The following is a 26,365-nucleotide window of genomic DNA, read 5'->3' as shown; positions in this document are numbered from 1 at the left end:
AAGACTTTTCGTAAGGAAGAACACACATGGCTAGAGTCAAGCGGGCAGTCAACGCCCACAAGAAGCGTCGCGTCATCCTCGAGCGCGCAGAGGGCTACCGCGGACAGCGTTCGCGCCTCTACCGCAAGGCCAAGGAGCAGGTCACTCACTCGCTGGTCTACTCGTACAACGACCGCCGCAAGCGTAAGGGCGACTTCCGTCGTCTGTGGATCCAGCGCATCAACGCTGGTGCCCGCGCCAACGGCCTGACCTACAACCGTTTCATCCAGGGCCTCGCCCTCGCGGGTGTCGAGGTCGACCGCCGTATGCTCGCTGAGCTCGCGGTCAACGACCAGGCCGCATTCGCCGCCCTCGTTGAGGTCGCGAAGCAGGCTCTGCCCGAAGACACTTCGGCTCCGAAGGCTGCGTAACCCTCGCACTGCGTGTTGAAACCCCGTCGCCCATCAGGGCGGCGGGGTTTCTGCGTTGCTGAAGTGCTGGCGGTGCTGGCGCTGCTGAAGTGCTGGCGGTGCTGGCGCTGCTGATAGTGCGGCGCGATGCTGGCAGCCCGGTGCCGGCCGGTAGGCTGGTGCCGTGACCGAGCTCCTCGAGAATCCGAAAGCGCCACGTGTGAAGCGGGTCGCCGCTCTTGCACGTAAACGGGAACGGCGCTCGCAGGGGCGTTTCATCATCGAGGGGCCGCAGGCCGTGCGCGAGGCGCTCACCTATGCGACGGAATCGATCGATGTCGTTTACGCGACCATGGACGCGGCTGCGTGGCAGTTCGAGGTGGATCGCCTCGCGTCTGACGCGGGCATCGTCATCGAACGGGTGACCCCGGCGGTGCTGGCTGCCATGGCCGAAACGGTGCAGCCGCAAGGCGTGATCGCGGTGGCGCGTACGTGGGATACATCGCTCTCCGATGCAATGGAAGACGCACGCCTCGTCGCCGTGCTGCACGAGGTGCGTGACCCGGGTAACGCGGGTGCGGTGCTGCGGGCTGCGGATGCGTGCGGAGCAGACGCCGTGGTGTTTGCCGGTGAGGCGATCGATCCGTTCCACCCCAAGGTCGTTCGATCGACGACGGGGTCCCTGTTCCATCTGCCTGTCGCTGTCGCCTCTTCGCTCGACGAGGTGGTCAGTGCAGTCCGGGCTGCGGAAATCACCACCCTCGCCGCCGATGTGCGCGGTGACGACCTGCTGGAGGCCCGTGCTGAGGGAGCACTCGAAGGTCGCATCGCCTGGGTCTTCGGGAATGAGGCGCACGGGCTTTCTGACGAGCATCGTGCGCAACTCGATCGTTCGCTCAAGTTGCCGATCTTCGGACGCGCTGAATCTCTGAACCTCGCTACGGCGGCATCGGTGCTGCTCTACGAAACAGCTTTCGCGCAGCGCGCGTCGACCGCGTCCTGAGGACGAACGCGGTCGACGTGAGCAGCACTGCATTACGCGAGCAGTGCCGCTGATCTACGCCAGCAGCGCCTCGCCGAGCATCTCGCCCGGTTCGAACCCGGGGAGTATGGCGAACACCGACGACCCGATGTGCGTCACCCACTCGTTCAGCAGATCGAGTTCGTCGAGTCGTTTCTGGATCGGTACGAACTGCTCCAGGGGATCCTGCTGGAAACAGGCGAACAGCAGCCCCGACTCTCCATCAGTGTCGTAGTTCGCACTGCGGCGGAAGATGCGCTCGGCAGGGTTTTCCGAGCGTGCGCGGCGGATGTGCGCGTAGCTCGGGATCACCGGAAGGCCCAGCGCATCCACCTTCTCGAAATCTGCTGACGTGTGCTCTCCGCCTCCGGTGAGTGGCGCGCCGTCGCTCAGCCTCCGCCCGATCGTTTGCTCGCGACCGGGGCGATCCACCCGGTCCCACGTGTCGAGCTCCATACGGATACGACGCAGCACCAGTGCAGTGCCACCGGCCAACCAGGAGGTCTCGCCGGATCCAGCTGTTCCTCGCCCGCTTCTACCGATCCACACGATGTCCGAGAAGTCCTCGTCCTCAGCGGATGGATTCACGGTCTCGTCGACCTGCCCCATGAGGTTGCGCATCGTCGTACCGTCGGCTTCCGCACCACGAGCCTGACGGAATCCTTGCTGGCTCCAGGCTCGTTCGGCGAAGCTCGCAAGATCTCGTTCGAGCATGCGCGCGGCGTGAGCGATCGGCATCGGGTCGTCTGCCTGGAGCAGGATCAGCAGGTCGCTGTCGCCGTAGAGATCATCGAGCTGATCCCGTTCGAAGCGGGGGAGCGGGCCCAGCCATGGCGGACACCGAGACTGATCGACGCGCCCCACGAGCTCGGGGCCCACCCCGACTGTGACGGTGAGGCGGGCGGGGCGGGCGGCGAGCTCCGGTTCAGGATCCGCAAGGGGACCTTCACCAGACGCCAACCGTTCCACGTCTCCGGTGAGGATGCGAAACATCCGCACCAGGGCATCTCGATCGGTCTCCGGGCGAAGGCGGTAGGCAATGTAGCGCACGTGCGCCGTCGTCGGCGTCGAAACACCGGCCTGATGGAGGCCATGGCAGGGGAGCGCTTCACCGCCAAATCCCGGACGTGTTCCGCCGGTACCCCGCGACAACTCGGCCGCGGGGTCCGCAATCACCTCATCGACGTGAGACCCGACGGCTTCGCGGGCGCGCAGCGCAGCCGTGCTGACACCGCCCGCGAAGCCGAGCAGTGCGCCCGCGGCTCCGCCCGCGAGCAACGCCCGCCGGGAGTAGCCGTGGGACTCCGTGGCGGACTCGGAGATTTGGTGGTCAGTGCCCGGCGTGGTCATCGTGATCTCCGTGGGCCGAGCCCCCATCCTCACCGTCGTAGTTCTCCTGGGCGCCTTCGGTGTCCTTCACCAAGACCGATATGTCGAGCTCGGAGCCATCGGCGAACTGGAGCGTGACCGGAACCTCATCGCCGGCCAGGAGCGGCTCGGCGAGGTCCATCAGCATGATGTGCGTCCCTCCGGGCTCGAGTACGAGAGTCTCACCAGCGGGAACTTCGAGTGGTGACTCGAGAGCGCGCATCGTCGGTTCGGCACCGGAAGTGACGGTCTCGTGCAGCTCGACCATTCCGGCCGCCGGGCTTTCGGCGCCGATGAGTTCGAGATCCTCGGAGCCGTGATTCACGAGCTCGCCGAATACACCGGACATCTCATCGCGCGCAGAGACCCACCCATCGCGGAACTCAATGGTCTCCGACGAGGAATCCGACGCTGTGGAATCCGATGCTTCGGATGCGGGAGCGGGCCCGGAGTCAGAGGCGCACCCGGCGAGCGTGAGGGGTGCGCTCAACGCAAGGAGCAGGGCAACGAAGGCACCCGTTGAGCGCCTCACTTCTCGTCGCCTTCCGTGGTGGGGTCGGAGGGCTGTGCTGCGTCGGCCTGTGCTGCGTCATCCTGGGTCGCATCAGCCTGGGCTGCGTTGATCGCGGCCTGCTTGCGACGCATGGAGACGACCGCGACGACCGTCACTCCGATGGCGAACAGCGAAGCTGCCACGGCGATACCGATGAGTGCGCCGAGCGAGAGGCCCTCGTCGGAATTCGCAGCTTCTGCATTGTCGGAGCCATCAGTTTCGGTGCTCTCGGCATCCGCAGCGTCCGAATCATGGGAGTCCGAGTCATGGGAATGCGAGTGCTCGCCTGCCTCATCCTCGCCGTGCTCGTGTTCGTGTTCCTCTGCGGGGTCGGAGTCGGGGGAGGTGACGCCGTCTTCTTGCACGGTGAACTCGAACGTGCCGTCAATGGGATGGCCGTCGCTTGAGACCACTCGCCAAGCGACGTTGTAGTCGCCGAGCGCGAGGTTGTCGGCGAGGGCCTGAGTGACGTCCGGGCCTTTGGTGACGGGAGCGCCATCGGTGGCGTCGCCCTCTGGGCCCGTGATGACGATCTCGGTTCCGACATCGAGGATGCTGTTGGAGAAGGTCAGACGCACTGCCTCCGCCGACCCGTCGTCTTCGTTCACTTCGACGGTCTGATTGATGAGCTCGTCGTGTGCGTGTGCGGGAGAAGTCGGCGACATGAGGAAGCCGATCGTTGCAAGCGCGATTGCGGAAATCGCGACAAGACGCCCTCTCAGGCCCCGGACGCCGGAAGCGTTGGTCGGCACGGTGCGGGGGGACAGGGCACTATTCGGTGCGGTCATACGTGAATTCTTTCTGGTGAGCATCTCGAACGGGCCGCGAACGTCGCCGAAGATTCGGCTGACGTGCCGAGCCGTGAAATGCGAAGCATGTACAAGGTGTTGGCCCTCAGTGTGCTGAGAGCCAGCATGACGAGAGTCAGTGTGCGAATGACACGATGGCGGGAGGGCCGCGGTAGCTGACTCCGGTCCCCACGATCAATCGAAGCCGGGGCTGCGCATCGGTTTCCGGTCGCGGAAGACGCGGGCGCGAGGGGATCGCAGCCGCTTCTGGCAGCGAGAACGGGAGCGCTTGCGAGACGAGGCGCAGCACTTCGAGGAACGCGCGTTCGCCCCGGTACAGGAGGGCGATGGTCAGGATCGCAGCGATGGCGTGTGACAGCCACATTGCGATGTTGAGGGCACCCGTTGATACGAGCTCGGGAGTGAATGCGCGAAGCGCCTCGAGGTGGGCCGCATGCGGATCCGGTGGACTTGCGAGCCCGCCCTGCCCGGGGTTCGCGGTCGAAGAGCTTCCGATGCCGATGCTTGAGAAGGACCAGTGGTAAACGAACTGGCTGCTGATCACAGCGACTGAGAGGCGCCATAGTGAGCCGATGCGTCCGGCAAGCGCAACGCATAGCGGGAGTGCGAGGATCGCTGTCGCCGCGATCGCGGACACGGTGACCTCCTCGCCGCCGAGCGCGTGCGAGAGTGCCGCGATCATTGTCGCTGCGAAGGCGCCTGCGGCACCGCGAAGCGAACGTGCCGCGCGACTCATCGGCGCGGCATCGCCTGCGGAGGGTCGAACAGGGGCGGCCACGTCCCCAGTCTACTCCGAGCACGGTAGGATCGATCTCTGTGTCAGATAGCACCTCCAGCACCAACCCGATCACCTCGGAAGCCGCCGAGGCGGCAGTCGCTGCGGCACTCGCAGCGTTTGCCGCAGCGAACAGCGTCGCCGAACTGAAGGCCGCGCGCACGGAGCACGCGGGCGAAGCCTCCGCGATTGCGCGACTCAACGCGCAGATGCGCCAGGTTCCGAAAGACGAGAAGGCGGCAACGGGCAAGCTCATGGGGCAGGCCCGTGGCCGCATCGAGGGCGCCTATAAGGGGCGGGAGGCCGTGCTCGCCGAGCAGGAGGCTGCTGATCGCCTCGTCGCCGAGACGGTCGACGTGACTCAGGCCCCGGTGCGCCGTCGGGCGGGCTCGCGCCACCCGCTCGCACAGTTGCAGGACGAGGCTTCGGACATCTTCATCGGTATGGGGTGGGAAGTCGCCGAAGGCCCCGAGATCGAGCACGAGTGGTTCAACTTCGATGCCCTCGGCTTCGATCCCGATCACCCCGCCCGGGCGATGCAAGACACGTTCTTCGTTGAGCCTGCGGATCGGCACCTGTTGCTGCGAACCCATACATCTCCCGTGCAGATCCGGGCGCTCCTCGATCGTGAGTTGCCCGTCTACGTCGTCGCGCCCGGGCGCGTGTACCGCACGGACGAGCTCGACGCGACCCATACTCCTGTCTTCCATCAGATCGAGGGGATCGCGATCGACCGCGGCCTCACGATGGCGCACTTGCGGGGAACGCTCGAGCATTTCGCACGCCAGATGTTCGGTGCCGAGGCCGAGATCCGTCTGCGCCCCAACTTCTTCCCGTTCACCGAGCCGTCAGCCGAGATGGATGTCTGGCAGCCGCATGCGAAGGGTGGGGCACGCTGGGTCGAGTGGGGCGGCTGCGGCATGGTTGATCCCAATGTGCTCGCCGCGGCTGGTATCGACCCCGAGGAGTACCAGGGGTTCGCGTTCGGCATGGGTATCGAGCGCACCCTGCAGTTCCGTCACGACATCAACGACATGAGAGACATGGTTGAGGGCGACGTGCGCTTCAACCGTCAGTTCGGAGGCCTCGTCTAATGCGCGTTCCGCTTTCCTGGCTTGGTGAACTCGTTTCGCTCCCAGCCGATGCGACCCCTGAACAGGTGCACGCCGATCTCGTGCGTGTGGGTTTCGAGGAGGAGTCGATTCGTCGCTTCGACGTTTCGGGCCCCATCGTGGTCGGTGAGGTGCTTTCCCGCGAACCCGAGGAGCACTCGAACGGCAAGACCGTGAACTGGTGCAGTGTGCGAGTCGCACCTGAAGGCCAGCAGGCGGCGGATGGTGGCGAGGATGTGCGCGGCATCGTGTGCGGCGCTCACAACTTCGAGGCCGGTGACAAAGTCGTTGTCACATTGCCCGGAGCGGTGCTGCCCGGTGGTTTCGCGATCGCTGCCCGAAAGACCTATGGGCATGTCTCGGATGGCATGATCGCTTCGGCGAAGGAGCTCTCTCTCGGTGAGGATCACGACGGCATCATCGTGCTCTCCCGCTTCGGCTTTGATCCTGCCGCCCCCGAGCTTGAGGTCGGGGCGGATGCGAAGGCGCTGCTCGGACTCGACCAGACTGCCGTCGAGATCAACGTCACGCCTGACCGCGGCTACGCGTTCTCGATCCGCGGCGTCGCCCGTGAGTACGGGCACTCGACCGGTGCCGAGTTCCGAGATCCGGTACCGGGCGCGCAGATCGATGCGTCTGAAGGCTTCGAAGTGGCACTCGTCGATGAGGCTCCGATTCGCGGCAGGCAGGGGTGCACGGGCTTCGTCGCGCGCGTCGTGCGCGGCATCGATGCGACGCGGCCGACACCGCAGTGGATGGCGACCCGTCTGCAGCTCGCCGGAATTCGCTCGCTGTCACTCCCCGTCGATATCTCGAACTACGTCATGCTCGAGCTCGGCAACCCGCTGCACGCCTATGATCTCGCCAAGCTGCAGGGCGGCATCATCGTCCGTCGTGCGCTCGCCGGAGAGACGCTGGTCACGCTCGACGGACAGGAGCGGAGGCTTGACGCCGAGGATCTGCTGATCACCGACGAGAGCGGCCCGATCGGTCTGGCAGGTGTCATGGGCGGCGCATCCACCGAAGTTGGCGACGACACGGTCGACGTGCTCGTCGAAGCCGCGACCTTCGACCCGGTCTCGATCGCCCGCACGGCTCGTCGGCACAAGCTGCCGAGCGAGGCTTCGAAGCGCTTCGAGCGCGGTGTCGATCCGCTCGTCGCCCGCGCCGCGGCCCAGCGCATGGTCGATCTGCTCGTCGAGCTCGGTGGTGGCACCGCTGATGAGCTGGGCAGCGAGATCACGGCACCGTGGCGGCCGAGCGTGGTGCGACTGCGCCTCTCGGCCGTCAACGGGCTGCTCGGAACCGACTACACCCATGAGGAGATCCGGGGCGCGCTCGAGATGATCGGCTGCTCCATTTCCCTCGGTACCGCTGGTGATCCTGACCTGCTGTTCGTCACCCCGCCGAGCTGGCGCAGTGACCTGACGCGCCCTGCCGACCTGATCGAGGAAGTCGCGCGTATCGTCGGCTACGACCGCATCCCGTCTCTGCTCCCGGTTGCTCCTGCGGGCCGAGGCCTCTCTCGCGAGCAGCGCTTGCGTCGGCGGGCGGCGAACGTCATCACCGCGGCGGGTCTTGATGAAGTGCAGAGTTACCCGTTCGTCTCGCAGGCGCAGCTCGACACCTTCGGTTCCGGCACCTTCGGCACAGGGCCGGAGAGTGGGGGCGAAGCGACTGCTTCGAGTCTCTCCGCAGTCAGGCTTGCGAATCCGCTCGATGCGCAGTCGCCGTTCATGCGGCGCTCGCTGCTGCCGGGGCTCATCGGCGTCGCGCAGCGAGGCACGTCGCGAGGCCTCACCGACCTTGCGCTCGTCGAGTTCGGCGCGGTCTACGAGCCGACCGCGGGCGATGCCTCACTCGGCACCGAGACCGTCCCGCCGCTGGGCGAACGACCGAGCGATGACGTGATCGAGCAGTTGAACGCTTCGATCCCGCACCAGCCGCGTCGTGTTGCCGGTGTGCTGCTCGGCGACGCTGTCGCGAAGCAGGCCGGTGAGGCGCCGCGATCGTACGATTGGGCGGACGCACTCGATGCGGCCCACATCATCGCGAATGCGGTGTCTGCCGAGCTCGTCGTGACCCAGGGAGCGCACCGTGCGTTCCACCCCGGCCGCACCGCGGAGCTGAGCGTACGACTGGGGTCCGATCAGTCGCCCGGTGCTGACTCGGATGGCGATGAGGGAGGACTCGAAGTGATCGGCGTCGCCGGTGAGCTGCTGCCCGAGATCGTCGCCGATCACCACCTGCAGGGCCGAGTCGCGGCGTTCGAGCTCGACCTCGATCGTCTCATCGAACTGGCGCCACGCACACCCGAGACGGCGCAGCTTTCGACATATCCGGCCGCAACCCAGGACCTGACGCTCGTCGTTGCCGCTGACATCCCTGCCGGGGATGTGCTTGCGGTCGTGGCGGCAGGTGCCGGAGACCTGCTCGAGGATGCGCGGATAGTCGATGATTATCGGGGTACCGGTATCGAGGAAGGCAGCAAGGCGCTCACATTCGCCCTGCGCTTCCGTGCCCCCGATCGGACGCTGAAGGCCGAGGAGGCGAGCGAGGCAAAACTCGCGGGCGTCGCTGCGGCCGAGCTCGCGTTCGATGCGAAGATTCGCGACTGACCTGAAGATTCGCGACTGACCAGAATCTTCGCATCTTCGCCAGCTCTTGTGTCGATCTCGGCACGGGCGGATACTGGGGCCGCGGGCACCCGCATTCGGCGGGACCCGCGGAACGGGAGGTCCGATCATGACCGAAAGCACGCACAGCGGGACGGATCAGCACAACGCGACGGATCAGCACAACGCGACGGACCAGCACAACGGGACGGGCCAGCGGGTTGTCCCGAATATTTGGTGTAACGGCGATGCCGAAGCCGTCGGCGCGTTCTACGCGACGGTGTTTCCTGGTGCGCGCTCGGAAGTCGAATCCCGATATCCCGAAACGGGACTGCTCGATTTCCAACGCGACCTCGCGGGTGCGCCCCTCACCGTCGCGGTGTCGATTCCGAATCCGCGCGGGGAGCAACCCACACGGCTCGTCTTGATCAACGCTGGTCCGGAGTTCCGTCCGAACTCGTCGATCTCGTTCATGGTGAACATCGATCCACTGATGTTCGGGGCGACCGAGACCGGCGATGAGGTTGCTGCGCGAGCCTATCTCGACCGGCTCTGGGAGGCACTCTCCGAAGGTGGCACCCATCTCATGCCGCTGGGCGAATATCCGTTCAGCGAGCGCTACGGGTGGGTCGAAGACCGTCACGGAGTCAGCTGGCAGCTGATGCTGACGGATCCTGCCGGAGATCCGCGTCCGTTCGTGATCCCGTCGCTCATGTTCGCCGGGCCGGCGCAGAATCGGGCGTCCGAGGCCGTAGAGCTCTACACTTCATTGTTCTCGGACGCTGTTGCGGGAAACCGATTCCCTTACGGGGTGGAGACGGGGCCCGCGTCACCCGAGGCTCTGATGTTCGGAGAGTTCAGGATCGGCGACCAGTGGTTCGCGGTCATGGACTCCGGGGTCGAGCAGTCGACGACGTTCACTTGCGGTGTTTCGCTCGAGGTGCTGTGCCGGGATCAGCAGGAGATCGATCGCCTCTGGGAGACGCTGTCAACGGTTCCCGAGGCCGAGCAGTGCGGGTGGTGCTGCGACAGCTTCGGGGTGAACTGGCAGATCGTGCCCGAAAACATGGGTGAGCTCATGGAGCATCCCGGCAGTTTCGAGCGCATGCTGGGCATGAAGAAGCTCATCATTGTCGATTTATGAGGCGTCGATTTATGAGGCGCCGACTTGTGAGGCGCCGTACGAACAGCTCAGCGCTGCTGGCCCTGGGGAATCGTGATCACGCCAGTGGTCTGCGAGAGATCGAGGCCGGTGGTCTCGGGCGCCCACATGATCGACACGATGAGACCTGCGATGAGGATGCCCGCGCTGATCAGCATGACCGGCCCGATACCGAGGTGGATCAGGGCGATCGGCAGCAGGAAGGTTCCACCTGCCGCACCGATGCGGCTCATCGCCGCGCCGAATCCCACTCCGGTTGACCTGATCTCAGTCGGGAAGATCTCACTCGGGTACAGCATCTGCAGCACGCTCGACGCGGCGTTGAAGAATGCGAAGACCACGAAGCAGGCGACGACGACGATGCCGGGTGCGGTCGGCCAGAAGCCGAGCACGAGGAGCGCCGCGGCACTGATCACGAACGGCCAGATGAGGAGCCGCCGTCGACCGATGCGGTTCACGACCATAGCGCCGACGATGCTGCCGAGGAGGAGGAAGCCGTAGAGGATCACGGTGCCCCAATCACCGACATCGCTCATGCCGAGGCTGTCCCAGACGGTGGGCAGGAACGAGTAGATCGCGAAGAACGGGGTCACCTGCGCCATCCAGAAGATGCTGGTGAGCGCGGTCCGGCGGATGTAGTGCTTCGAGAAGAGCGTCGCGTATGACGCCTTGGGGTGACCACCGCTCTGTTCGAGGAAGACGTCGGCAGCGGTTTCGGGGTCGAGGTAACGCTGCGCGATCGACTTCGCCTCGACGGTGAACCCCTGGGCGGCAAGCCAGCGCGGTGACTCGGGCATACCGATGCGGGCGAGCAGCATGATCAGGGCAGGCACTGCAGCACTCGCCAGGATCCAGCGCCACAGGTCAGGGCTGTCGGGGAAGAGGTTCAGCACGATGAGCGCTCCGATGGCCGAGAGCGAGAATCCTGCGTACCACCAGCCGATCATGCCGGCCAGGAAGGGCCCGCGACGCTTCTTGGTGGTGAACTCCGCGATCATCGAGCCGGCGATCGCGTAGTCGGCGCCCACTGCCATGCCCATGATCAGGCGCAGCCAGAACAACTGCATGGGATCCTGCACCGCCAACTGCAGCGCCGACGCGATGAGGAAGGTCAGCAGTGTGAAGACGAACATCTTCTTGCGACCGATCTTGTCGGTGACCCACCCGAAGACGATGCCGCCGATGAAGATGCCGATCAGTGATGCGGAGGCGATGAGGCCCTCCTGCGTGGAGGTCATGCCGAGACCGGTCGTCGCGAATGGAAGGGCGACACCGATGACGGCGAGGATCCAGCCATCGCAGAACTTACCGCCCGAAGCCACCACCCCAACTCGGGTCTCGAACCGCCGGAGTCGACGGCGATCCGCATCGTCGAGCGTGACCTGGGCTGCGTCTGTCAAAGCACTCCGTTCGTCGGTGAATCACGGTCGAACACTGGTAGACCGGGTAATGCCAGAATAGAGCACGTGTCTGCGCGCGGAGATAGCGCGTGGAGAGTTGCGAAAGATTCCAGGAGAACAGCATGGTGTACAGCGTCGCGGTTGCCGGAGCGAGCGGGTATGCGGGCGGTGAACTGCTGCGTCTGTTGGATGGGCACCCTGAGTTGGAGGTCCGAACCGTAACGGGGCACTCGAGTGCCGGGCGGCCGCTCATCGAGTCGCAGCCGCACCTGCGGTCGCTCGCGCACCTGACGCTGAGTGAGACGACCCCTGAAGTGCTCGACGGGCACGATGTCGTCTTCTTCGCGCTGCCGCACGGGGCTTCTGGAGCGCTGACCGCGCAGCTCACCGATGTGCGATTGGTCGTCGATTGCGGCGCCGACCACCGTCTCACCAACGCAGCGGATTGGGAGGCGTTCTACGGAGGAGAGTTCTTCGAGCCGTGGACGTACGGCGTGCCCGAGCTCATCGTCGCCGGCGCGGAAGATGCCGCGGGGGGTGCAGGTGCAGCAGAAGCGTCTCAACTGAAGCGGCAGCGCGCACAGCTTGTTGGTGCGACGAGGATCGCCGCCCCCGGCTGCAACGCCTCGACAGTGGCGCTCTCGCTGGCTCCCGGCATCGCCGCGGGGGTGATCGAGCCTGACGACATCGTCTCGGTGCTCGCCGTCGGTCCGTCCGGCGCGGGCAAGGCCGCAAAGACCCACTTGCTCGGCGCTGAGCTCATGGGAACTGCGAACCCATACGCTGTGGGCGGCAGCCACCGACACATCCCCGAGATCCAGCAGGCGCTTCGAAATGCCGGAGCGGCTACAGAGCCACGCATCAGCTTCACGCCGGTACTGGTGCCGATGAGTCGCGGCATTCTTGCGACCTCGACTGCCCGGCTGGTGCCTGGCACGACCGCGGCCGAGGTGCGCGCCGCGTGGGAGTCGGCCTACGCCGACGAGCCGTTCGTGCACCTGCTCCCCGAAGGCGTCTTCCCCCGCACCGCCGACACCCTCGGGGCAAACACATGCCTGATGGGGCTCGCGATCGACGAGGCCGCAGGGCGGGCCGTGGTGGTCGCTGCGCTCGACAACCTCGCGAAGGGCACAGCAGGTGCGGCGATCCAATCCGCGAACATTGCTCTCGGCCTGCCCGAGGCAACCGGTCTCTCAGTGAACGGAGTTGCACCATGACAGTCACATTCCCTACCGGCTTCCGTTCGGCGGGCATTGCGGTCGGCCTGAAAAGCACGGGCAAACCAGATCTCGCGTTGGTCGTGAACGACGGCCCGTCGCCGGCGAGTGCTGCGGTCTTCACCACGAACCGGGCCCAGGCGAACCCGATTCTCTGGAGCCGCAAGGTGCAGCAGGAAGGGACGGCCCGTGCCATCATCCTGAACTCGGGCGGGGCGAACTGCTTCACCGGTGATTTCGGATACGAGACCGCGCGTATGACGGCCGAAGCCGTTGCACAGCACTTCAGCGTGCCTACAGGCGAGGTTTTCGTCTGCTCGACCGGTCTGATCGGAACCGGCGATGCGGAGTTCCGCAACAAGATCGTGTCGGGAGTTCCCGCCTTGTTCGAGGCGCTCGCCGACGATGATGCGACGGCACCCGCAGCGATCATGACGACCGACTCGGTCGAGAAGACGGCAACGCACTCCGGGGACGGATGGCGGATCGGGGCGATGGCGAAGGGCGCCGGAATGCTCGCGCCCGGGTTGGCGACGATGCTGGTCGTCATCACGACCGATGCCCGTCTGGACGACGAAGCCCTGGACCGCGCACTCCGTGCCGCGACGAGTACCAGCTTCGACCGACTGGACTCGGACGGGTGCATGTCGACCAATGACCAGGTGACGCTGCTCGCGAGCGGTGCCTCCGGGGTCGTGCCGGATGAGCAGGAGTTCGCCGCGGCGCTCGCTGCCGTCTGCGATTCGCTCGCGGCGCAGCTCCAGGTCGACGCCGAGGGTGCGAGCCATGACATTGATATCGAAGTGCGCGGCGCCGCGACTGACGCCGACGCCGTTGAGGTGGGCCGGTCGGTCGCACGCAACAACCTCTTCAAGGCAGCGATCTTCGGCAACGACCCCAATTGGGGTCGGGTGTTGGCCGCGATCGGAACGACGGAGGCCGCATTCGACCCGTATCAGGTGGATGTGACGTTCAATGGCGTGCGTCTCTGCCATGCGGGCGCTCCTGATCGTCCGGTGGACGAGTGCGACCTGACTCCGCGGCGCACGCATGTCGAGATCGACTTGTTCGCCGGGGATCGCACGGCGACGATTCGCACGAACGATCTCACGCACGACTACGTGCATGAGAACTCCGCCTACTCGAGCTAGGGACGCATTATGAGCACCACGACGAGGACCCTCGACCACGAGCAGGCTGCGGCAAAGGCCCAGGTGCTCATCGAGTCGTTGCCTTGGTTGAAGAAGTTTCGCGACGCGATCATGGTGATCAAGTTCGGTGGCAACGCGATGGTTGATGCTGATCTGTTGAAGGCGTTCGCGGAGGACATCGTGTACCTGCGGCATACGGGTATCCGTCCGGTCGTCGTGCACGGCGGGGGGCCGCAGATTAATGCGATGCTCGAGCGCCTCGGAATCGAGAGCGAGTTCAAGGGCGGCTACCGGGTGACCACGCCGGAGACCATGGAGGTCGTGCGCATGGTGCTCACCGGCAAGGTGAACCCCGAACTGATCGACGAGATCAATGCGCACGGGCCGCTCGCGGCGGGTACCACGGGTGAAGACGCCGGGCTCTTCATCGGTCGACGGCGTCCACCGTTTGAGGTCGACGGTGAGGTCGTTGACCTCGGGTTCGTGGGCAATGTCGTCGGGGTGCGTACTGAGCCTGTGCTGGCGCTGCTTGAAGCCGGGCTGATCCCGGTCGTCTCGTCGATCGCGCCTGACGCGGATCGTCCGGGGGATTCGCTCAATATCAACGCGGACGCGGCGGCGTCGGCGCTCGCGAGCGCGCTCGGCGCGGAGAAGCTCGTGATCCTGACCGATGTGACCGGACTCTACTCCGACTGGCCTGACCGGGAGTCGCTGGTCTCCAGCATCTCCGCGGCTGAACTCGAGGAGCTCTTGCCGTCGCTCGAGTCGGGCATGATCCCGAAGATGCGTGCCTGCCTCGATGCGGTGCGCGGCGGCGTGGGCAAGGCGGCCATCATCGATGGCCGGGAACCGCATTCGGTGCTGCTCGAGATCTTCACCGAGCACGGCATCGGTACCGAAGTTACGAAGTGAAGTTACGAAGTGAGGCCTCAAAGCGACGGAGCTTGAGCGGCTGGGTCTTTGAGCGGCTGGGTCCTTGAGGGGCTGAGCCGTTGAGCATGCTGGACCGTCTGTGGAGATAGTGGCGTGGTGGGTCGCCGGCGCCGCATTCGTACTGTGCGCGGCGTGGTCAGTGCGGCTCGCCTGGATCGACCTGGTGGCTCGTCGCCTCCCGAACCCAGACGTGTCGGTCATATCGATCGGCACTGCAGTGCCGCTGACGGTGGCCGCGATGCTTGCGGGGCAGTGGGAGCGCGTTGGCGGGGGCTTATTCGGGGCCGCGGTGGTGTGCGCGCCGATGCTGGTGCTGTGGGCCGTGCCCCGTGGAGTGATGCGCCCGGTTATCGGGGCAGGGGATGTGAAACTGGCCCCGATCATCGGGTTTCTGCCGGGTTGGGTGTTCGGGGCCGAAGTTGGTGCAGCCCTCTTCGCGGTGTTCTTGGGCCTCGGAATCTTCGGTGCGGTTGGTGCAGTGATCGCGCTCGTACGCCATGGGCGCGGTACAGAGTTCGCGTTCGGTCCGGTGATGCTGGCCGCCATGTGGTTCGCGAGCCTCGTGTGGCCGTGGATTGCGGTGGGATAGCCGGCGACACGCGATCCCGAAAAATGCTTTTCGATTATCGATAACCGGTGCTAGGCTCGGAGTCGACTCGGATCACCGGCTCGCGGGTGACGATAGGATGGAGGCATCTGTGAGCGAGTGAAGGGACAGTCGTCATGACGTATGTGATCGCACTTCCGTGTGTGGATGTGAAGGATCGCGCCTGCGTCGATGAATGTCCGGTCGATTGCATCTACGAAGGGGAGCGGTCGCTCTACATCCACCCCGACGAGTGCGTCGACTGCGGAGCCTGCGAACCGGTGTGTCCAGTCGAGGCCATCTACTACGAGGATGACCTGCCGAGCGAATGGGCCGATTATTACAAGGCCAACGTCGAGTTCTTCGACGAGATCGGCTCGCCCGGAGGTGCCGCAAAGGTCGGTGCCTACGATTTCGACCACCCCATAATCGCGGCCTTGCCGCCTCAAGGAGAGTAATCACCGATGAGAGGTCCACTTCCCGAATTTCCCTGGGACCAGCTCGCGCCCTATTCCGAACGCGCGGCCCAGCACCCCGACGGGATGGTGAACCTCTCCATCGGTTCGCCAGTCGACCCGACACCCGCGAAGGTGCGCGAGGCTCTCGCCGTCGCCACCGATGCGCATGCGTACCCGCAGGTCGCAGGTACTCCGAAGCTGCGTGAGGCGATCGCCGAATGGTTCGAGCGTCGGCGCCGTGTGACCGTCGATCCGAGTGCTGTGCTGCCTACGGTGGGTTCCAAGGAGCTCGTAGCCATGCTGCCGTTCTTCTTGGGTCTCGGTCCAGGTGAGGCGGTTGTCTTCCCGAAGGTCGCGTACCCGAGCTACGCAATGGGTGCGGCGCTCGTCGGCGCCGATGCGGTTGCCAGTGATGACCCCGCCGAATGGCCGGAGAACACTCGTCTCGTGTGGATCAACTCGCCGGGCAACCCGGATGGCAGCGTACTCAGCACCGACCGCATGCGCGCTGCGGTCGAGCGGGCTCGTGAGCTCGGCGCCGTCATTGCGGGCGATGAGTGCTACGCCGAGTTCGGCTGGGATGCGCCGTGGGATCAGACGCCGATCCCGTCGATCCTCGACCGTGACGTCGTCGGCGACGACCACACCGGTGTGCTCAGCGTCTATTCGCTGAGCAAGCAGTCGAACCTCGCCGGATACCGTGCGGCGTTTCTTGCGGGTGACCCGGCCGTCGTCTCCCGACTGCTTGAGGTGCGCAAGCACGCCGGGCTGATCCTGCCCGCCCCTGTGCAGGAGGCCATGATCGTTGCCCTCGGCGACGATGCGCACGTCACCGAGCAGCTCGACCTCTACCGTGCTCGTCGCGCGGTGCTGCGCCCCGCGGTCGAGGCTGCCGGCTTCCGTGTCGACCACAGTGAGGCCGGCCTCTACCTCTGGGTGACCCGTGACGTCGACGCCTGGGAGACCACCGAGGAGTTCGCGAAGCTCGGCATCCTGGTTGCGCCCGGACACTTCTACGGGACTGACTCGCCGAAGCACGTGCGCCTCGCGCTCACCGCGACCGACGAGAACATCGCTATAGCGGCGAAGCGCATCGCCGAGAGCGCGAACGCCTGACGGCCTTGTGTGAACGCCTGACGGTTTCGTGCGAGCTCCTGGCCGCTCCGGCGGCCGCCTGAAGTACGGCGTGGGGGAGCGTACAGCTGATCGCACCGCGTCCTGCCGAACGGGCGGGGATTCCGACTGGGATCCCCGCCCGTTCGATGTATATGCGTTCGATTTTCGCTCGATGTCGAGATAGTCTGAGAAGTGCGCTGCTCCCGTCGCGGGCGGCGTAGTGCACCAGATATGGTGTGAGGTAGGGCGCGTCGGACCTGAGGCGCCGGCATGAGACCCCACAAGGAGAAAACTCGTGACTGAAACCGCTCCGGGCGCGCTCCCCGCCAGCGCCAAGCTGACGATCAAGGATCGGGAGATCGAGTTTCCGATCCTGCCATCCTCGGACGGGCCGTCGTCGATCGATGTCAGTACGCTCTCGAAAGAGACGGGTCTTACGGCGCTCGATTACGGCTTCGTCAATACGGCTTCCACGAAGTCTGAGATTACGTACATCGACGGCGAGGCAGGCATCCTCCGCTATCGCGGCTATCCCATCGAGGAGCTCGCGGAGAAGTCGAGCTTCCTCGAGGTCGTCTACCTGCTGATCTACGGAGAGATGCCGACGCCCGATCAGCTGTCGCAGTTCGACGGTGAGATTCGTCGCCACACGCTGTTGCACGAGGACATGAAGTACTACTTCCAGAGCCTCCCGCACACCGCCCACCCGATGGCGGCACTGTCGGGCGGCCTGCAGGTGCTGTCCACGTACTACGAGAGCTCCCTCGACACGAACGTCGATGAGTTCGTGCACGTCAACATGATTCGCCTGCTCGCGAAGCTTCCGGTTCTCGCTGCGTATTCGCACAAGAAGTCGATCGGTCAGGCCTTCCTGTACCCGGACAACAATCTGAGCTTCGTCGAGAACTTCCTCCGGTTGAACTTCGGCAACATGGCTGAAGATTATGCAATGAACCCGGTGCTCGTCGACGCACTCGACAAGCTCCTCATTCTGCATGCCGACCATGAGCAGAACGCTTCGACGTCGACGGTGCGACTGGTCGGATCGACCGGAGCGAACATGTTCTCGTCGGTGTCCGCCGGTATTAACGCGCTCTCCGGGCCGCTGCACGGCGGCGCGAACGAGGCGGTTCTCGACATGCTCGCGCAGATCCGTGATTCTGGGCAGGGCGTGCGGTCCTTCGTGGAGCGCGTGAAGAACAAGGAGGCGGGGATCAAGCTCATGGGCTTCGGTCACCGCGTCTACAAGAACTACGACCCGCGGGCCCGCATCGTCAAGGACAGTGCCGCGCGTGTGCTTGCCGAGCTCGGCGTTCGTGATCCTCTGCTTGACCTGGCGCAGGAGCTCGAGCAGATCGCTCTCGAAGATGACTACTTCAAGGAGCGCAAGCTGTACCCGAACGTCGACTTTTACACCGGCGTCATATACAAGGCCATGGGCTTCCCGACCCGTACCTTCACGGTGCTGTTCGCGATCGGGCGACTGCCGGGCTGGATCGCGCAGTGGCGCGAGGCCCGTGAAGATTCGCACACGAAGATCGGGCGGCCGCAGCAGCTGTACGTGGGAGCTCAGGAGCGCCACCTGGATCGCTGACGCAGAGCAAATTCGCTGATGCAGTGCGAACTTGCTCACGCAGTGCGAATTCGTTCACGCAATGCAAGAGAGTCCCGGTCGGATGGTTTTCCGACCGGGACTCTTCGCCGGCGGAGTGCTTCGCTTTCGCTGTTGAGCGGCCTCGATCTAGTTCTTGTGCAGCTCGGAGTTCAACGCGATGCCCTGTCCTTCGCGCGGCAGTGCTTCGACGGCGCCGGTGCGTGAGTTGCGACGGAACAGCAACTGGCCGACTCCCGAGAGCTCGGATGCCTTCACCTCGACCGGTTCGCCGTTCGAATCAGCCGTGCCGTGCGGCAGCGTCACCTTGGTGCCAGCCGTCACGTAGAGCCCGGCCTCTACGACAGTGTCGTCGCCGATCGAGATACCGATACCGGAGTTCGCGCCGAGCAGGGCGCGCTCACCGATCGAGATGCGCTGCGTGCCGCCACCCGACAGCGTCCCCATGATTGACGCGCCGCCGCCGATGTCGGATCCGTCTCCGACGACGACACCCTGCGAGATGCGACCCTCGACCATTGATGCGCCGAGCGTGCCCGCGTTGAAGTTGACGAAGCCCTCGTGCATGACAGTCGTGCCGGAAGCGAGGTGGGCGCCGAGGCGCACGCGCGAGGCGTCTGCGATGCGCACGCCCTGCGGGGTGACGTAGTCGGTGAGACGCGGGAACTTGTCAACGCCGATTGCGGTCTGACCGGCGCGCTTGAAAAGCGGCAGCTTGGCGGTGTAGACCTCGGGCTGCACCGGACCGGCCGGGGTCCACACGACGTTCGGCAGCTTGCCGAAGATGCCGTCGAGCGAGATCGAATTCGGCTGTACGAGGCAGTGCGACAGCAGTTGGAGACGCAAATACGCATCCTCGGTGCTTGCGGGCGCCGCGTCGAGGTCGATCTCAAGGGCAGTCGGGCGCAACTCGACGCCGCGCAGATCGTCAGACCCGGCGAGGTCCTCGAGCTCAGCGGGAGCGATCCAGGGGTCGCGGCCCTCGGGGCGCCGGCCGAGCGCGGGGGAGGGGAACCAAGCATCGAGAACGGTTCCGTCGGAGGCGTATGTGGCGAGGCCTGCGGCCCATGCGTAGCGTGTTTCGGTCATGACCCTATAGCGTACTGGGCTTAGCCAGCGGATGCGGCTCGGGGCTGCGCTGAACCGCGCTGGGCCTTGCTGGGCCTTGCTAGGCCTTGCTAGGCCGCGCTGAGCTGCGTTCCGTTCCGCTCCGACCTGCCCCGCGCACCGACACGCCCACGCCAAGCCGACCAGGGGCCCAATGTCAGAACGGCATCTCGGGCGGTTCGGGTGCTTCGAATCGCACGCAGCTTATTCGGGGAGGCAACGGCCCTTGTCTCTTCCAATCGGTCGCATCAGGTAACCGTCGCCGCTGAGGTTGCGAAAGCAGGCCGGGTGGGTGGTCTCGGTGCGTTCGTCCTGTCGGGCTCGTCCATTCGAGGATGCCGTTCGGTTCTTGTCGCACGCTCCACTCCGAATGGTGTTTCAGGGTGTGGTGGCCGCGACACAGTGCGGCGAGGTTGTCGGTCGAGGTCGGGCCACCGAGGGCTGCGTCTTTGGTGTGGTCGAGGTCGCAGCGCGGCACGGGAACACGGCAGCCGGGGAACCTGCATCTGCGATCCCGGGCGGTGATTCTACGGCGGATCTCCTCATTGGGGCGGTAGTTCTCCACCGACAGGACTTCGCCCGTACCGAGATTCGTTCGAACTTTCTGGAAGCGAGTGCTCGACGTAATGAACTTGCGAATCTCACCCGCATCGACCGGACCATACCCGGCGAGTTCGCCGGGAAGTGGTGCGGCGCCAGCCTCCCTGGAGTCTTTAGTGGATGCGGTTGTTTCGACGGTCTCCACCGGCTCGACGATCTCCACCGGTGCGATGAGTTGGATTCGGGCGTGGATGGCCTCGGCGGAGCACCCCGTCTCCAGCGTGAAGGGATCAGCGGAGAGCAGCAGGTCGGTGAGCGCGTCAGCTCTGAGATGGTCGAGCGACCTTGGACTGGTCTCATCGGCTGTGGAACCATCAGGTGCCGTGGAGCTAGGCGCCTGGGGTGCCCCGTTTACGTGCTGCTTCGACGCCTTTGCGATCCGGGTCAATCGATCGTGGATCGCATATGCTTCGATCGCGGGCAGATGCGCGTAGAGATCAGCCATACCCTCTCCCGCATCGCACACCGTCACACGCCGCCCGGTCCGCGCTCGCTCATGCCGTGTCTCGATCGGGGAATCCGACCATTTCTCGGCAAGAGATCGCGCGATGGGGCGCAACCTGGTCGGCGTCTCAACGAGTGCCGCCTCGAGCGTCGTCTGCTCATAGGCTGCGCGCCGTTCGACGAGCACCGGATCGTCTCCGATTGGAATGAGCATTCCTTCATCGCTGATGACTTGCGCATGCTGAATATTGATCTCACCGGCCTTGAGGCGCCTCATCAGATTCGGGTAGCTCGTGGTCGTACGGAAGGCCAGGTCCATGAGCCGCTCGGCCCGGTGTTCACTAGTGCCCAGTACGAGGGCGATCTCGGCTCGCAGGGAACGGTAAGCGAATTCAGTCGGATCGAAGGACATGGCTCGGGTTCGGCGACCCTCTGGCTCGGGAGCGTGACGTCTCGGAGCAGTAGCCACAGTAACCAGGTCTCCGATGACCCGTAATTGTTCCGCGTCGGCGGCCCGACGGCGATGTTCGAGCTGCTCGAGCCGAGACACGAGGTCTGCGTGCTCGCGGGAGGCAGAAGATGCGGAAGAGGTGGGCATACAGGAAGTACACTATGCACCACCGACAATGGGAGGCCCAAGATCCGCATGATTCTGCGGCTCAGTGAAGGTCAGTCGAGTTTCTCGGAAACCTACAGTAGTGTCCGGCGACCTCTTGTTGAGGGGTCTACAAAGGATCTGAATCACATGCATCGACCACCGGTCTGCGCCTCCCCTCTAAGCTGGATCAGGTGAACACGAGCGCCCCTGAATCCAGTACGAGCGTCCCAGAACTGAATCCCCGCGATACCCCCGTCGAGCTGACGCGTCGGCTGTGCGATATCGAATCGGTGTCGGGTAACGAGAAGACGATCGCAGATGCCATCGAAGTCGTTCTCCGCGGTGCACCGCATCTTTCGGTCACTCGAGACGGCGATACGCTCGTCGCTCGCACCGAACTGGGCCGTGCTCGCCGCGTGGTGATTGCGGGGCATCTCGACACGGTGCCGATCAACGACAACTTGCCGGTGCGTGATGAGACCGATTCTGCGACCGGTGACGCCTACATCTGGGGACGGGGCACCGTTGATATGAAAGCGGGCGTCGCAGTGCAATTGAAGCTCGCCCTGGAGCTTGACGATCCGGCGTTCGACATCACCTGGGTTTGGTACGACCACGAAGAGGTTGCGGCCGATCTGAACGGACTCGGTCGAGTGCAGCGCAATCGCCCCGAACTGTTCGAGGCAGATTTCGCGATCTTGGGAGAACCTTCGAATGGCACCATCGAGGGCGGCTGCAACGGCACACTCCGGGCGACGATCACGTTCTCGGGCCGGCGGGCGCATTCGGCGCGGGCCTGGATGGGCATTAACGCGATCCATCGCGCATCGACAGCACTGAACAAGCTGGCTGCCTTTCACCCCGAGCGCATCGTGGTCGATGGGCTTGAGTACCGGGAGGGCCTCAATGCCGTCCGTGTGGAGGGCGGGGTAGCGGGCAACGTCATTCCCGACCATTGCGTGATTACCGTGAACTACCGCTTCGCGCCCAGTCGCTCACAAGACGAAGCTGTCGCGTACGTGCGAGACTTCTTCGCCGATACCGGTGCTGATGAGATTGAGATTGTGGATCTGGCACCAGGTGCCCGACCAGGGCTCGACGCCTCGCTGGCTCAGGGTTTTGTCGCTGCCGTCGGCAAGGAGCCGGTCGCGAAGCAGGGGTGGACCGATGTGTCGCGCTTCTCGACGCTGGGGATCCCCGCGGTGAACTTCGGCCCGGGAGATCCATTGCTCGCTCACGCAGACGATGAGCGCGTGCCGGTCGCCCAGATCGAGCATTCCTACGAGTCGCTGCGTGCGTGGCTTACCGCTGATTCGTAGGCGGGGTAAGTGGTCGACAGTCGGCGATGATTGACACCCGATTTCCATGCCGCTTCGAATTGTCGGATAATAGAGGAGGAAGTTTACCCATTCTGTAGGAGGCGCCATGGCGGCAATGAAACCGAGGACCGGCGACGGGCCCATGGAAGCGGTGCGTGAGAGCCGAGTGATCGTGCTTCGAGTGCCGCTCGAGGGCGGTGGTCGTCTGGTGGTTTCTGTCAACGATGACGAAGCGACGGAGCTTCGCGATGTACTGAACGGCGTGCTCGGCGACTAGGTCACAGCGACGTCGGCGAGAGACCGTCGTAATCGAAAGCAGGCGGCTCCGTGGGGCCGCCTGCTTTCGTCTTTCTCGAGCAAACTACTCGTCGTCTGGTGTCGGGAGAACTGTGAGGGTGAGCACCCCATTGCCGACGGGAGAGAGCGTTGCTGCGATGGACGGCGACTCGGACACCATCGTCAGGAGATCCCGCATCGTTCGTGTCTTCTCATCGCGCGCAGCCGGATCTGCGACCCGGCCATGGGCGAATGCACCCGGAACAACAATGCAGCCTCCCGGTCTCGCGATCGCCAGCGAGTACTCGAGGTACTCGAGCAGCCGCTCGGGCTCCGCGTCGAGCAGCACAATGTCGTAGGCCGACGAGTTCAATCGGGGGAGGATGTGCTGAGCCTTCCCCTCGACGAGTCTGAGGCGTCCGGCAGGAAGGCCGGCCTCAGCGAAGATCGCGCGTGCTTCGCGCATGTGCTCTGGCTCGACATCGATCGATGTGAGAGTGGCCTGGGGGGCGTGACGCAGCAGCGCGAGCCCACTGACTCCGACACCGGTGCCAACCTCGCAAATCGCTTCGGCGCGATTGATCACGGCAAGTGATGAGAGATGTGCGGCGACGGAGCGACTCACGGGTTCCACGCCCAACTCCATCGAGAGTCTGCGGGCGCGCACCTGCGCATCAGTCTCGGTCGGGTACTGCTCCGCGAACTGCCAGTTGCGTTCGAGCTTGCTCACGTGTCCTCCAGGCCTGCCTGCACCGGTTACTGCGGCGACCGCCGCACCTACCCAGGCTAGACGGTGGGGCCTCTCGTGCTCGAAGCACACGCTGGATGGAGGGGAAACATCCAGCGGTGCTCGGAGTACGATAGGGGTGCTATGGGCCTGTCATTCGAGAAGATCATGGTGATCCTGATGATCGCCATGTTCGTGATCGGCCCGGAGCGTCTGCCGGTTTATGCGAAGAAGCTCGGCGAGTTCGTGCGGAGCGCCAAGCGCATGGCGAACGGGGCGAAAGATCGTCTCCGCGATGAGGTCGGCGAAGATGTTGACTGGCGGCAGCTGGATCCACGACAGTACGACCCCCGACGCATTATTCGCGACGCACTGCTCGAAGACGAGCGGGAGGCGAACGCCACGGCTCGGCAGACCCGTGTCGCGGAAACGGCCCAGCGGCGACATGAGCAGGACCAGTTGCGACGCACTGATGGCACGCCGTATTTCGACGACGAAGCGACCTGACCTGGCCGCGAATGAACCGGCGTGCTGTTGATTCGGCATCTTGCAGTGAGCAGTCGAGAAGCTAGTCGACTTGGTGTGACCGCATCCTTCTTGAAGCGTATTGACGGCTTGCCAATCTCGTGATAACTTCTGCGTAGGATTTGACTAGTTGAAAAGTGAGTGATCAAAGGAGATCTCAGGTGTTGGCCAAAAGGAAGAAGCGCGGCTACTTTAAGCAGAGTCCGCCTTATGTGTTTATTTCTTTTTGAGCTGCGGTAAGACTAGCTTTTTTCTGAGGTGTGTATTCGCCCTCTAGGTTGATCTGTTGACACACAGATACTTGTGTCGTACTCAATCCTGTGAACAGGTTTGATGTATTCTTGCGCGCAGGACTGCTTATAGTTAGATTCCAGGGATCGCGGTAACTCTACTTGTGCTTGCCTGCGGAATGGATTATCTATATATCGACGTAGTTTTCGTTGTTGGAACGTTTCTCAGAATTTTAATGATGAATGCTCGAGTCGAGGAGCTGACCTCCTGCGCGGAAGTAGTGAAGACCTAAGTATCTCGGTATGGTGGCGTTACCATCATGCAGCCTCTTCAGTTCGGTTCCGTCATCTGGTTGCCTCGGACTGATTGAGCGTTTCGAAACGTTGTCATCGCGTTGATCTGCGCACGAATATACCCTCCAAGGATTTGGTAGCTCACTGGTAGTGCTATCCATCTCTCTGCCATCGGCGGTATGTCTCTACTCATGCCGACGGCTCTCTGTCTAGGATCTGCGATTCGCAATTCTGCTCCTGGACCTTAACTCTCGCATGAAGGGAACAACCATGACCAAAATATCTCGCGCGGTAGGACATGCCACGCTGCTCTGCACTGCAATTCTCCTGGGGGCTACGGGATGCGCCTCCGGATCCCAACCGGAGGAGGCCGCCAACGCTTGCGTTCCGCAGCACGATTTCGACACTATCGAGCCAGGTGTGCTCACGGTGACGATGTACGATTTTCCTCCGATAACGCTCTACAACGACGGTGATCCTGAGGGTGTCGATGTGGACATTATTCAGACGATTGCAGATCGAGAGTGCTTACCAATCGAATGGGTTCATAATTCACCTGCTGCAAATATTCCATCCGTACAAAGTGGGCGAGCTGATATTGCGCTGGGGGCAATTTATCGAACGGCTGAACGTGCGGACGTGGTAGCCCTTTCCGACCCAATCTATACGGATAGTATGGCTTTGATCTCGAGGGAAGGATATTCTGACGTTTCCGCACTCTCTGGGAAGACGACCGGCATGGTGGGTGGTTATTTGTGGGTCGAAGACATGAACGACCTTCTAGGGGATTCAGTTCGGGTTTATCAGAGCAATGTCGAGATGTATGCCGACCTGGAGAGCGGACGCCTCGATGCGGCTGTAGATGGACTTGTGGCAGCACAGTACCTGTATGAGGATAATGAAGACTACCGAGTAGAAATTGTAGATCCGATTGATGCGGTCGCTGCGACGAAGGAGCCAGCCCAGATCGCGCTGATCTCGACATTCAACAATGATGGCCTTGCTGATGCGCTCAATGCTAATCTCGCAGATATTCGTGCTAATGGTGAACTGTCTCAGATTCTATCCGCAAATAATATTGATGAGGCAATCCTGGATGTTGGTGAACCGAGGCTGATCGAATAGTTGATTACGTATCTCATTCATATTTGTTTCCTAGTTCCTATTCCACGAAAGTACGGGTATGCTGAATCCCAATAACCACCCGCTTCACGCCCCTCTGTATAGTTCGATTACCTCATACGAAGGCGACTGCGAGGGGATATCCATTCTCCTCGAAGTCGACGAGGAGGCCGTCAGATCGATCCTTAAGCCAACTCCTCTGGAGTTCGTCAGCTCGTACGCATGGATCGAAGTTGTGAAGTACGACTGGACGAAGAATTTTGCCCCATACGAAGACACCTTCGGTGCGCCATATACCTCCTTTGGTGTCGTGATTCCGGCTTCGTACGAGGGGAACGTCGGGGGGTTCTATGCGCATTGCTTCAAGAACAAGGATTATGGCGGTATGGCCGGTCGAGAAATGGGGTTCCCTATCAAGTACGGGAGGATCCACTTCCAGCGAACGGGCCGTGCAGTGACCGCGGAGCTATGTAGCCCGACGGCCGCCGCTCGGGCCTCATTGGTCGTAGGTGAGGGGCCCAACCGCCCGTCAGTACTAGCTCCGAACTCTCCAACGTTTCTCGTGCAGGTGCTGCCTGACGTAGAGACTGATGGAGTGATGCTTCGTCAGTTGGTGTCACGTGACGTTTCTGCATCCTCCAGTCTGGAACATCTGCCTGCAGAGGGGGCATTTGACTTGGAGGAGGCCGCATCTGGTGTCGATGACCTGAGCTGGCTCGGAGATAGTCGGCCGGTCTATGCCGAATACATGAGCGGTCGTTTCCGTGGGAACACCGGTAAGGTTCTCCTCACTGACTGGGTGAGTCCTGGTCTTCGTGCACGCATTTAGGAGCTTGATTCCTCTCA

25 protein-coding genes are annotated in these 26,365 nt (G+C 63.5%); 17 read left to right on the top strand and 8 right to left on the bottom strand.

Going from position 1 to position 26,365, the window contains the following annotated elements; genetic code table 11:
- The first annotated feature begins 26 nt into the window (after positions 1 to 26).
- Positions 27 to 410: a 50S ribosomal protein L20 gene (rplT, locus tag ACUYV6_RS10820; protein ID WP_449278680.1), complete on the top strand. Its 384-nt coding sequence runs from the start codon at positions 27 to 29 to the stop codon at positions 408 to 410.
- 163 nt (positions 411 to 573) lie between these two features.
- Positions 574 to 1,392, top strand: coding sequence for a TrmH family RNA methyltransferase (locus ACUYV6_RS10815; RefSeq protein WP_449278679.1), 819 nt, complete (start codon positions 574 to 576; stop codon positions 1,390 to 1,392).
- Between the two features lie 54 nt (positions 1,393 to 1,446).
- Here ACUYV6_RS10815 and ACUYV6_RS10810 read toward each other — a convergent pair whose 3' ends face one another.
- From ACUYV6_RS10810 to ACUYV6_RS10795, 4 genes are all read right to left on the bottom strand, one after another.
- Complete coding sequence (locus tag ACUYV6_RS10810; RefSeq protein ID WP_449278678.1) at positions 1,447 to 2,760, bottom strand: Dyp-type peroxidase; 1,314 nt, start codon at positions 2,758 to 2,760, stop codon at positions 1,447 to 1,449.
- Positions 2,741 to 3,310: a copper chaperone PCu(A)C gene (locus ACUYV6_RS10805; protein ID WP_449278677.1), complete on the bottom strand. Its 570-nt coding sequence runs from the start codon at positions 3,308 to 3,310 to the stop codon at positions 2,741 to 2,743. Before ACUYV6_RS10805 ends, ACUYV6_RS10810 begins: the two co-directional genes overlap by 20 nt.
- Positions 3,307 to 4,119, bottom strand: coding sequence for a copper resistance CopC family protein (locus tag ACUYV6_RS10800; RefSeq protein ID WP_449278676.1), 813 nt, complete (start codon positions 4,117 to 4,119; stop codon positions 3,307 to 3,309). Before ACUYV6_RS10800 ends, ACUYV6_RS10805 begins: the two co-directional genes overlap by 4 nt.
- Positions 4,120 to 4,255: 136 nt before the next feature.
- The gene (locus ACUYV6_RS10795; protein ID WP_449278675.1) at positions 4,256 to 4,918 is read right to left on the bottom strand and encodes a hypothetical protein; all 663 of its coding nucleotides are present in this window, start codon (positions 4,916 to 4,918) and stop codon (positions 4,256 to 4,258) included.
- A 38-nt stretch (positions 4,919 to 4,956) separates the two neighbouring features.
- Here ACUYV6_RS10795 and pheS point away from each other — a divergent pair, with 38 nt between their 5' ends.
- From pheS to ACUYV6_RS10780, 3 genes are all read left to right on the top strand, one after another.
- Positions 4,957 to 6,009 carry a phenylalanine--tRNA ligase subunit alpha gene (gene pheS, locus ACUYV6_RS10790; protein ID WP_449278674.1) on the top strand — a complete coding sequence of 351 codons (1,053 nt, stop codon included), beginning with the start codon at positions 4,957 to 4,959 and terminating at the stop codon, positions 6,007 to 6,009.
- Positions 6,009 to 8,645 (top strand): phenylalanine--tRNA ligase subunit beta, encoded by a 2,637-nt coding sequence (pheT, locus tag ACUYV6_RS10785; RefSeq protein ID WP_449278673.1) that lies wholly within the window; start codon positions 6,009 to 6,011, stop codon positions 8,643 to 8,645. The genes pheS and pheT overlap by 1 nt, the downstream gene beginning before the upstream one ends.
- Before the next feature lie 127 nt (positions 8,646 to 8,772).
- Complete coding sequence (locus ACUYV6_RS10780; protein WP_449278672.1) at positions 8,773 to 9,786, top strand: VOC family protein; 1,014 nt, start codon at positions 8,773 to 8,775, stop codon at positions 9,784 to 9,786.
- 47 nt (positions 9,787 to 9,833) lie between these two features.
- Here the strand turns inward: ACUYV6_RS10780 and ACUYV6_RS10775 are convergent, their stop codons facing one another.
- Positions 9,834 to 11,204, bottom strand: a complete 1,371-nt coding sequence (locus ACUYV6_RS10775; RefSeq protein WP_449278671.1) for an MFS transporter — start codon at positions 11,202 to 11,204, stop codon at positions 9,834 to 9,836.
- A gap of 122 nt (positions 11,205 to 11,326) precedes the next feature.
- Between ACUYV6_RS10775 and argC the strand changes: the two genes are divergently transcribed.
- The 7 genes from argC (at position 11,327) to ACUYV6_RS10740 (ending at position 18,259) form a co-directional block, all read left to right on the top strand.
- Positions 11,327 to 12,421 carry an N-acetyl-gamma-glutamyl-phosphate reductase gene (argC, locus tag ACUYV6_RS10770; RefSeq protein ID WP_449278670.1) on the top strand — a complete coding sequence of 365 codons (1,095 nt, stop codon included), beginning with the start codon at positions 11,327 to 11,329 and terminating at the stop codon, positions 12,419 to 12,421.
- Entirely contained in the window at positions 12,418 to 13,572 is a 1,155-nt protein-coding gene (argJ, locus tag ACUYV6_RS10765) for a bifunctional glutamate N-acetyltransferase/amino-acid acetyltransferase ArgJ (RefSeq protein ID WP_449278669.1), read from the top strand. Before argC ends, argJ begins: the two co-directional genes overlap by 4 nt.
- 9 nt (positions 13,573 to 13,581) lie before the next feature.
- Complete coding sequence (gene argB / locus ACUYV6_RS10760) at positions 13,582 to 14,484, top strand: acetylglutamate kinase (protein WP_449278668.1); 903 nt, start codon at positions 13,582 to 13,584, stop codon at positions 14,482 to 14,484.
- Positions 14,485 to 14,584: 100 nt separating this feature from the next.
- Complete coding sequence (locus ACUYV6_RS10755) at positions 14,585 to 15,094, top strand: prepilin peptidase (protein WP_449278667.1); 510 nt, start codon at positions 14,585 to 14,587, stop codon at positions 15,092 to 15,094.
- A 134-nt stretch (positions 15,095 to 15,228) separates the two neighbouring features.
- The gene (fdxA, locus tag ACUYV6_RS10750; RefSeq protein ID WP_449278666.1) at positions 15,229 to 15,549 is read left to right on the top strand and encodes a ferredoxin; all 321 of its coding nucleotides are present in this window, start codon (positions 15,229 to 15,231) and stop codon (positions 15,547 to 15,549) included.
- Between the two features lie 6 nt (positions 15,550 to 15,555).
- Positions 15,556 to 16,665 carry a succinyldiaminopimelate transaminase gene (dapC, locus tag ACUYV6_RS10745; RefSeq protein ID WP_449278665.1) on the top strand — a complete coding sequence of 370 codons (1,110 nt, stop codon included), beginning with the start codon at positions 15,556 to 15,558 and terminating at the stop codon, positions 16,663 to 16,665.
- 295 nt (positions 16,666 to 16,960) lie between these two features.
- Positions 16,961 to 18,259, top strand: coding sequence for a citrate synthase (locus ACUYV6_RS10740; protein ID WP_449278664.1), 1,299 nt, complete (start codon positions 16,961 to 16,963; stop codon positions 18,257 to 18,259).
- Positions 18,260 to 18,406: 147 nt separating this feature from the next.
- On the opposite strand, the gene dapD is transcribed toward ACUYV6_RS10740, so the two are convergent.
- Together dapD and ACUYV6_RS10730 are read right to left on the bottom strand one after the other, a co-directional pair.
- The gene (gene dapD, locus ACUYV6_RS10735) at positions 18,407 to 19,366 is read right to left on the bottom strand and encodes a 2,3,4,5-tetrahydropyridine-2,6-dicarboxylate N-succinyltransferase (RefSeq protein WP_449278663.1); all 960 of its coding nucleotides are present in this window, start codon (positions 19,364 to 19,366) and stop codon (positions 18,407 to 18,409) included.
- Positions 19,367 to 19,541: 175 nt separating this feature from the next.
- Positions 19,542 to 21,026, bottom strand: a complete 1,485-nt coding sequence (locus ACUYV6_RS10730) for a DUF222 domain-containing protein (RefSeq protein ID WP_449278662.1) — start codon at positions 21,024 to 21,026, stop codon at positions 19,542 to 19,544.
- 191 nt (positions 21,027 to 21,217) lie between these two features.
- Here ACUYV6_RS10730 and dapE point away from each other — a divergent pair, with 191 nt between their 5' ends.
- Positions 21,218 to 22,345 (top strand): succinyl-diaminopimelate desuccinylase, encoded by a 1,128-nt coding sequence (gene dapE / locus ACUYV6_RS10725; protein ID WP_449278661.1) that lies wholly within the window; start codon positions 21,218 to 21,220, stop codon positions 22,343 to 22,345.
- A gap of 106 nt (positions 22,346 to 22,451) precedes the next feature.
- Positions 22,452 to 22,622 (top strand): DUF3117 domain-containing protein, encoded by a 171-nt coding sequence (locus ACUYV6_RS10720; protein ID WP_449278660.1) that lies wholly within the window; start codon positions 22,452 to 22,454, stop codon positions 22,620 to 22,622.
- 84 nt (positions 22,623 to 22,706) lie between these two features.
- Here the strand turns inward: ACUYV6_RS10720 and ACUYV6_RS10715 are convergent, their stop codons facing one another.
- A complete protein-coding gene (locus ACUYV6_RS10715) occupies positions 22,707 to 23,351 on the bottom strand; it encodes an O-methyltransferase (RefSeq protein WP_449278659.1) in 645 nt (214 codons plus the stop codon).
- A gap of 141 nt (positions 23,352 to 23,492) precedes the next feature.
- On the opposite strand from ACUYV6_RS10715, the gene ACUYV6_RS10710 reads away from it, so the two are divergent.
- The 3 genes from ACUYV6_RS10710 (at position 23,493) to ACUYV6_RS10700 (ending at position 26,348) form a co-directional block, all read left to right on the top strand.
- Positions 23,493 to 23,855, top strand: a complete 363-nt coding sequence (locus ACUYV6_RS10710; protein ID WP_449278658.1) for a Sec-independent protein translocase subunit TatA/TatB — start codon at positions 23,493 to 23,495, stop codon at positions 23,853 to 23,855.
- 812 nt (positions 23,856 to 24,667) lie between these two features.
- Positions 24,668 to 25,522, top strand: coding sequence for a substrate-binding periplasmic protein (locus tag ACUYV6_RS10705; protein WP_449278657.1), 855 nt, complete (start codon positions 24,668 to 24,670; stop codon positions 25,520 to 25,522).
- Between the two features lie 58 nt (positions 25,523 to 25,580).
- Complete coding sequence (locus tag ACUYV6_RS10700) at positions 25,581 to 26,348, top strand: acetoacetate decarboxylase family protein (RefSeq protein ID WP_449278656.1); 768 nt, start codon at positions 25,581 to 25,583, stop codon at positions 26,346 to 26,348.
- Positions 26,349 to 26,365: the final 17 nt, after the last annotated feature.

Source organism: Leucobacter sp. GX24907 (genome assembly GCF_053567335.1).
This window is presented reverse-complemented; position numbering and strand designations above follow the sequence as displayed.

Bases quoted from the DNA above. Each gene is read 5' to 3' on its own strand.
- ACUYV6_RS10810 (WP_449278678.1), bottom strand. From the start codon at position 2,760: ATGACCACGCCGGGCACTGACCACCAAATCTCCGAGTCCGCCACGGAG.
- argC (WP_449278670.1), top strand. From the start codon at position 11,327: ATGGTGTACAGCGTCGCGGTTGCCGGAGCGAGCGGGTATGCGGGCGGT.
- ACUYV6_RS10780 (WP_449278672.1), top strand. From the start codon at position 8,773: ATGACCGAAAGCACGCACAGCGGGACGGATCAGCACAACGCGACGGAT.
- dapC (WP_449278665.1), top strand. From the start codon at position 15,556: ATGAGAGGTCCACTTCCCGAATTTCCCTGGGACCAGCTCGCGCCCTAT.
- ACUYV6_RS10800 (WP_449278676.1), bottom strand. From the start codon at position 4,119: ATGACCGCACCGAATAGTGCCCTGTCCCCCCGCACCGTGCCGACCAAC.
- argJ (WP_449278669.1), top strand. From the start codon at position 12,418: ATGACAGTCACATTCCCTACCGGCTTCCGTTCGGCGGGCATTGCGGTC.
- argB (WP_449278668.1), top strand. From the start codon at position 13,582: ATGAGCACCACGACGAGGACCCTCGACCACGAGCAGGCTGCGGCAAAG.
- ACUYV6_RS10730 (WP_449278662.1), bottom strand. From the start codon at position 21,026: ATGCCCACCTCTTCCGCATCTTCTGCCTCCCGCGAGCACGCAGACCTC.
- fdxA (WP_449278666.1), top strand. From the start codon at position 15,229: ATGACGTATGTGATCGCACTTCCGTGTGTGGATGTGAAGGATCGCGCC.
- ACUYV6_RS10700 (WP_449278656.1), top strand. From the start codon at position 25,581: ATGCTGAATCCCAATAACCACCCGCTTCACGCCCCTCTGTATAGTTCG.
- ACUYV6_RS10705 (WP_449278657.1), top strand. From the start codon at position 24,668: ATGACCAAAATATCTCGCGCGGTAGGACATGCCACGCTGCTCTGCACT.
- rplT (WP_449278680.1), top strand. From the start codon at position 27: ATGGCTAGAGTCAAGCGGGCAGTCAACGCCCACAAGAAGCGTCGCGTC.
- dapD (WP_449278663.1), bottom strand. From the start codon at position 19,366: ATGACCGAAACACGCTACGCATGGGCCGCAGGCCTCGCCACATACGCC.
- pheT (WP_449278673.1), top strand. From the start codon at position 6,009: ATGCGCGTTCCGCTTTCCTGGCTTGGTGAACTCGTTTCGCTCCCAGCC.
- ACUYV6_RS10710 (WP_449278658.1), top strand. From the start codon at position 23,493: ATGGGCCTGTCATTCGAGAAGATCATGGTGATCCTGATGATCGCCATG.
- ACUYV6_RS10720 (WP_449278660.1), top strand. From the start codon at position 22,452: ATGGCGGCAATGAAACCGAGGACCGGCGACGGGCCCATGGAAGCGGTG.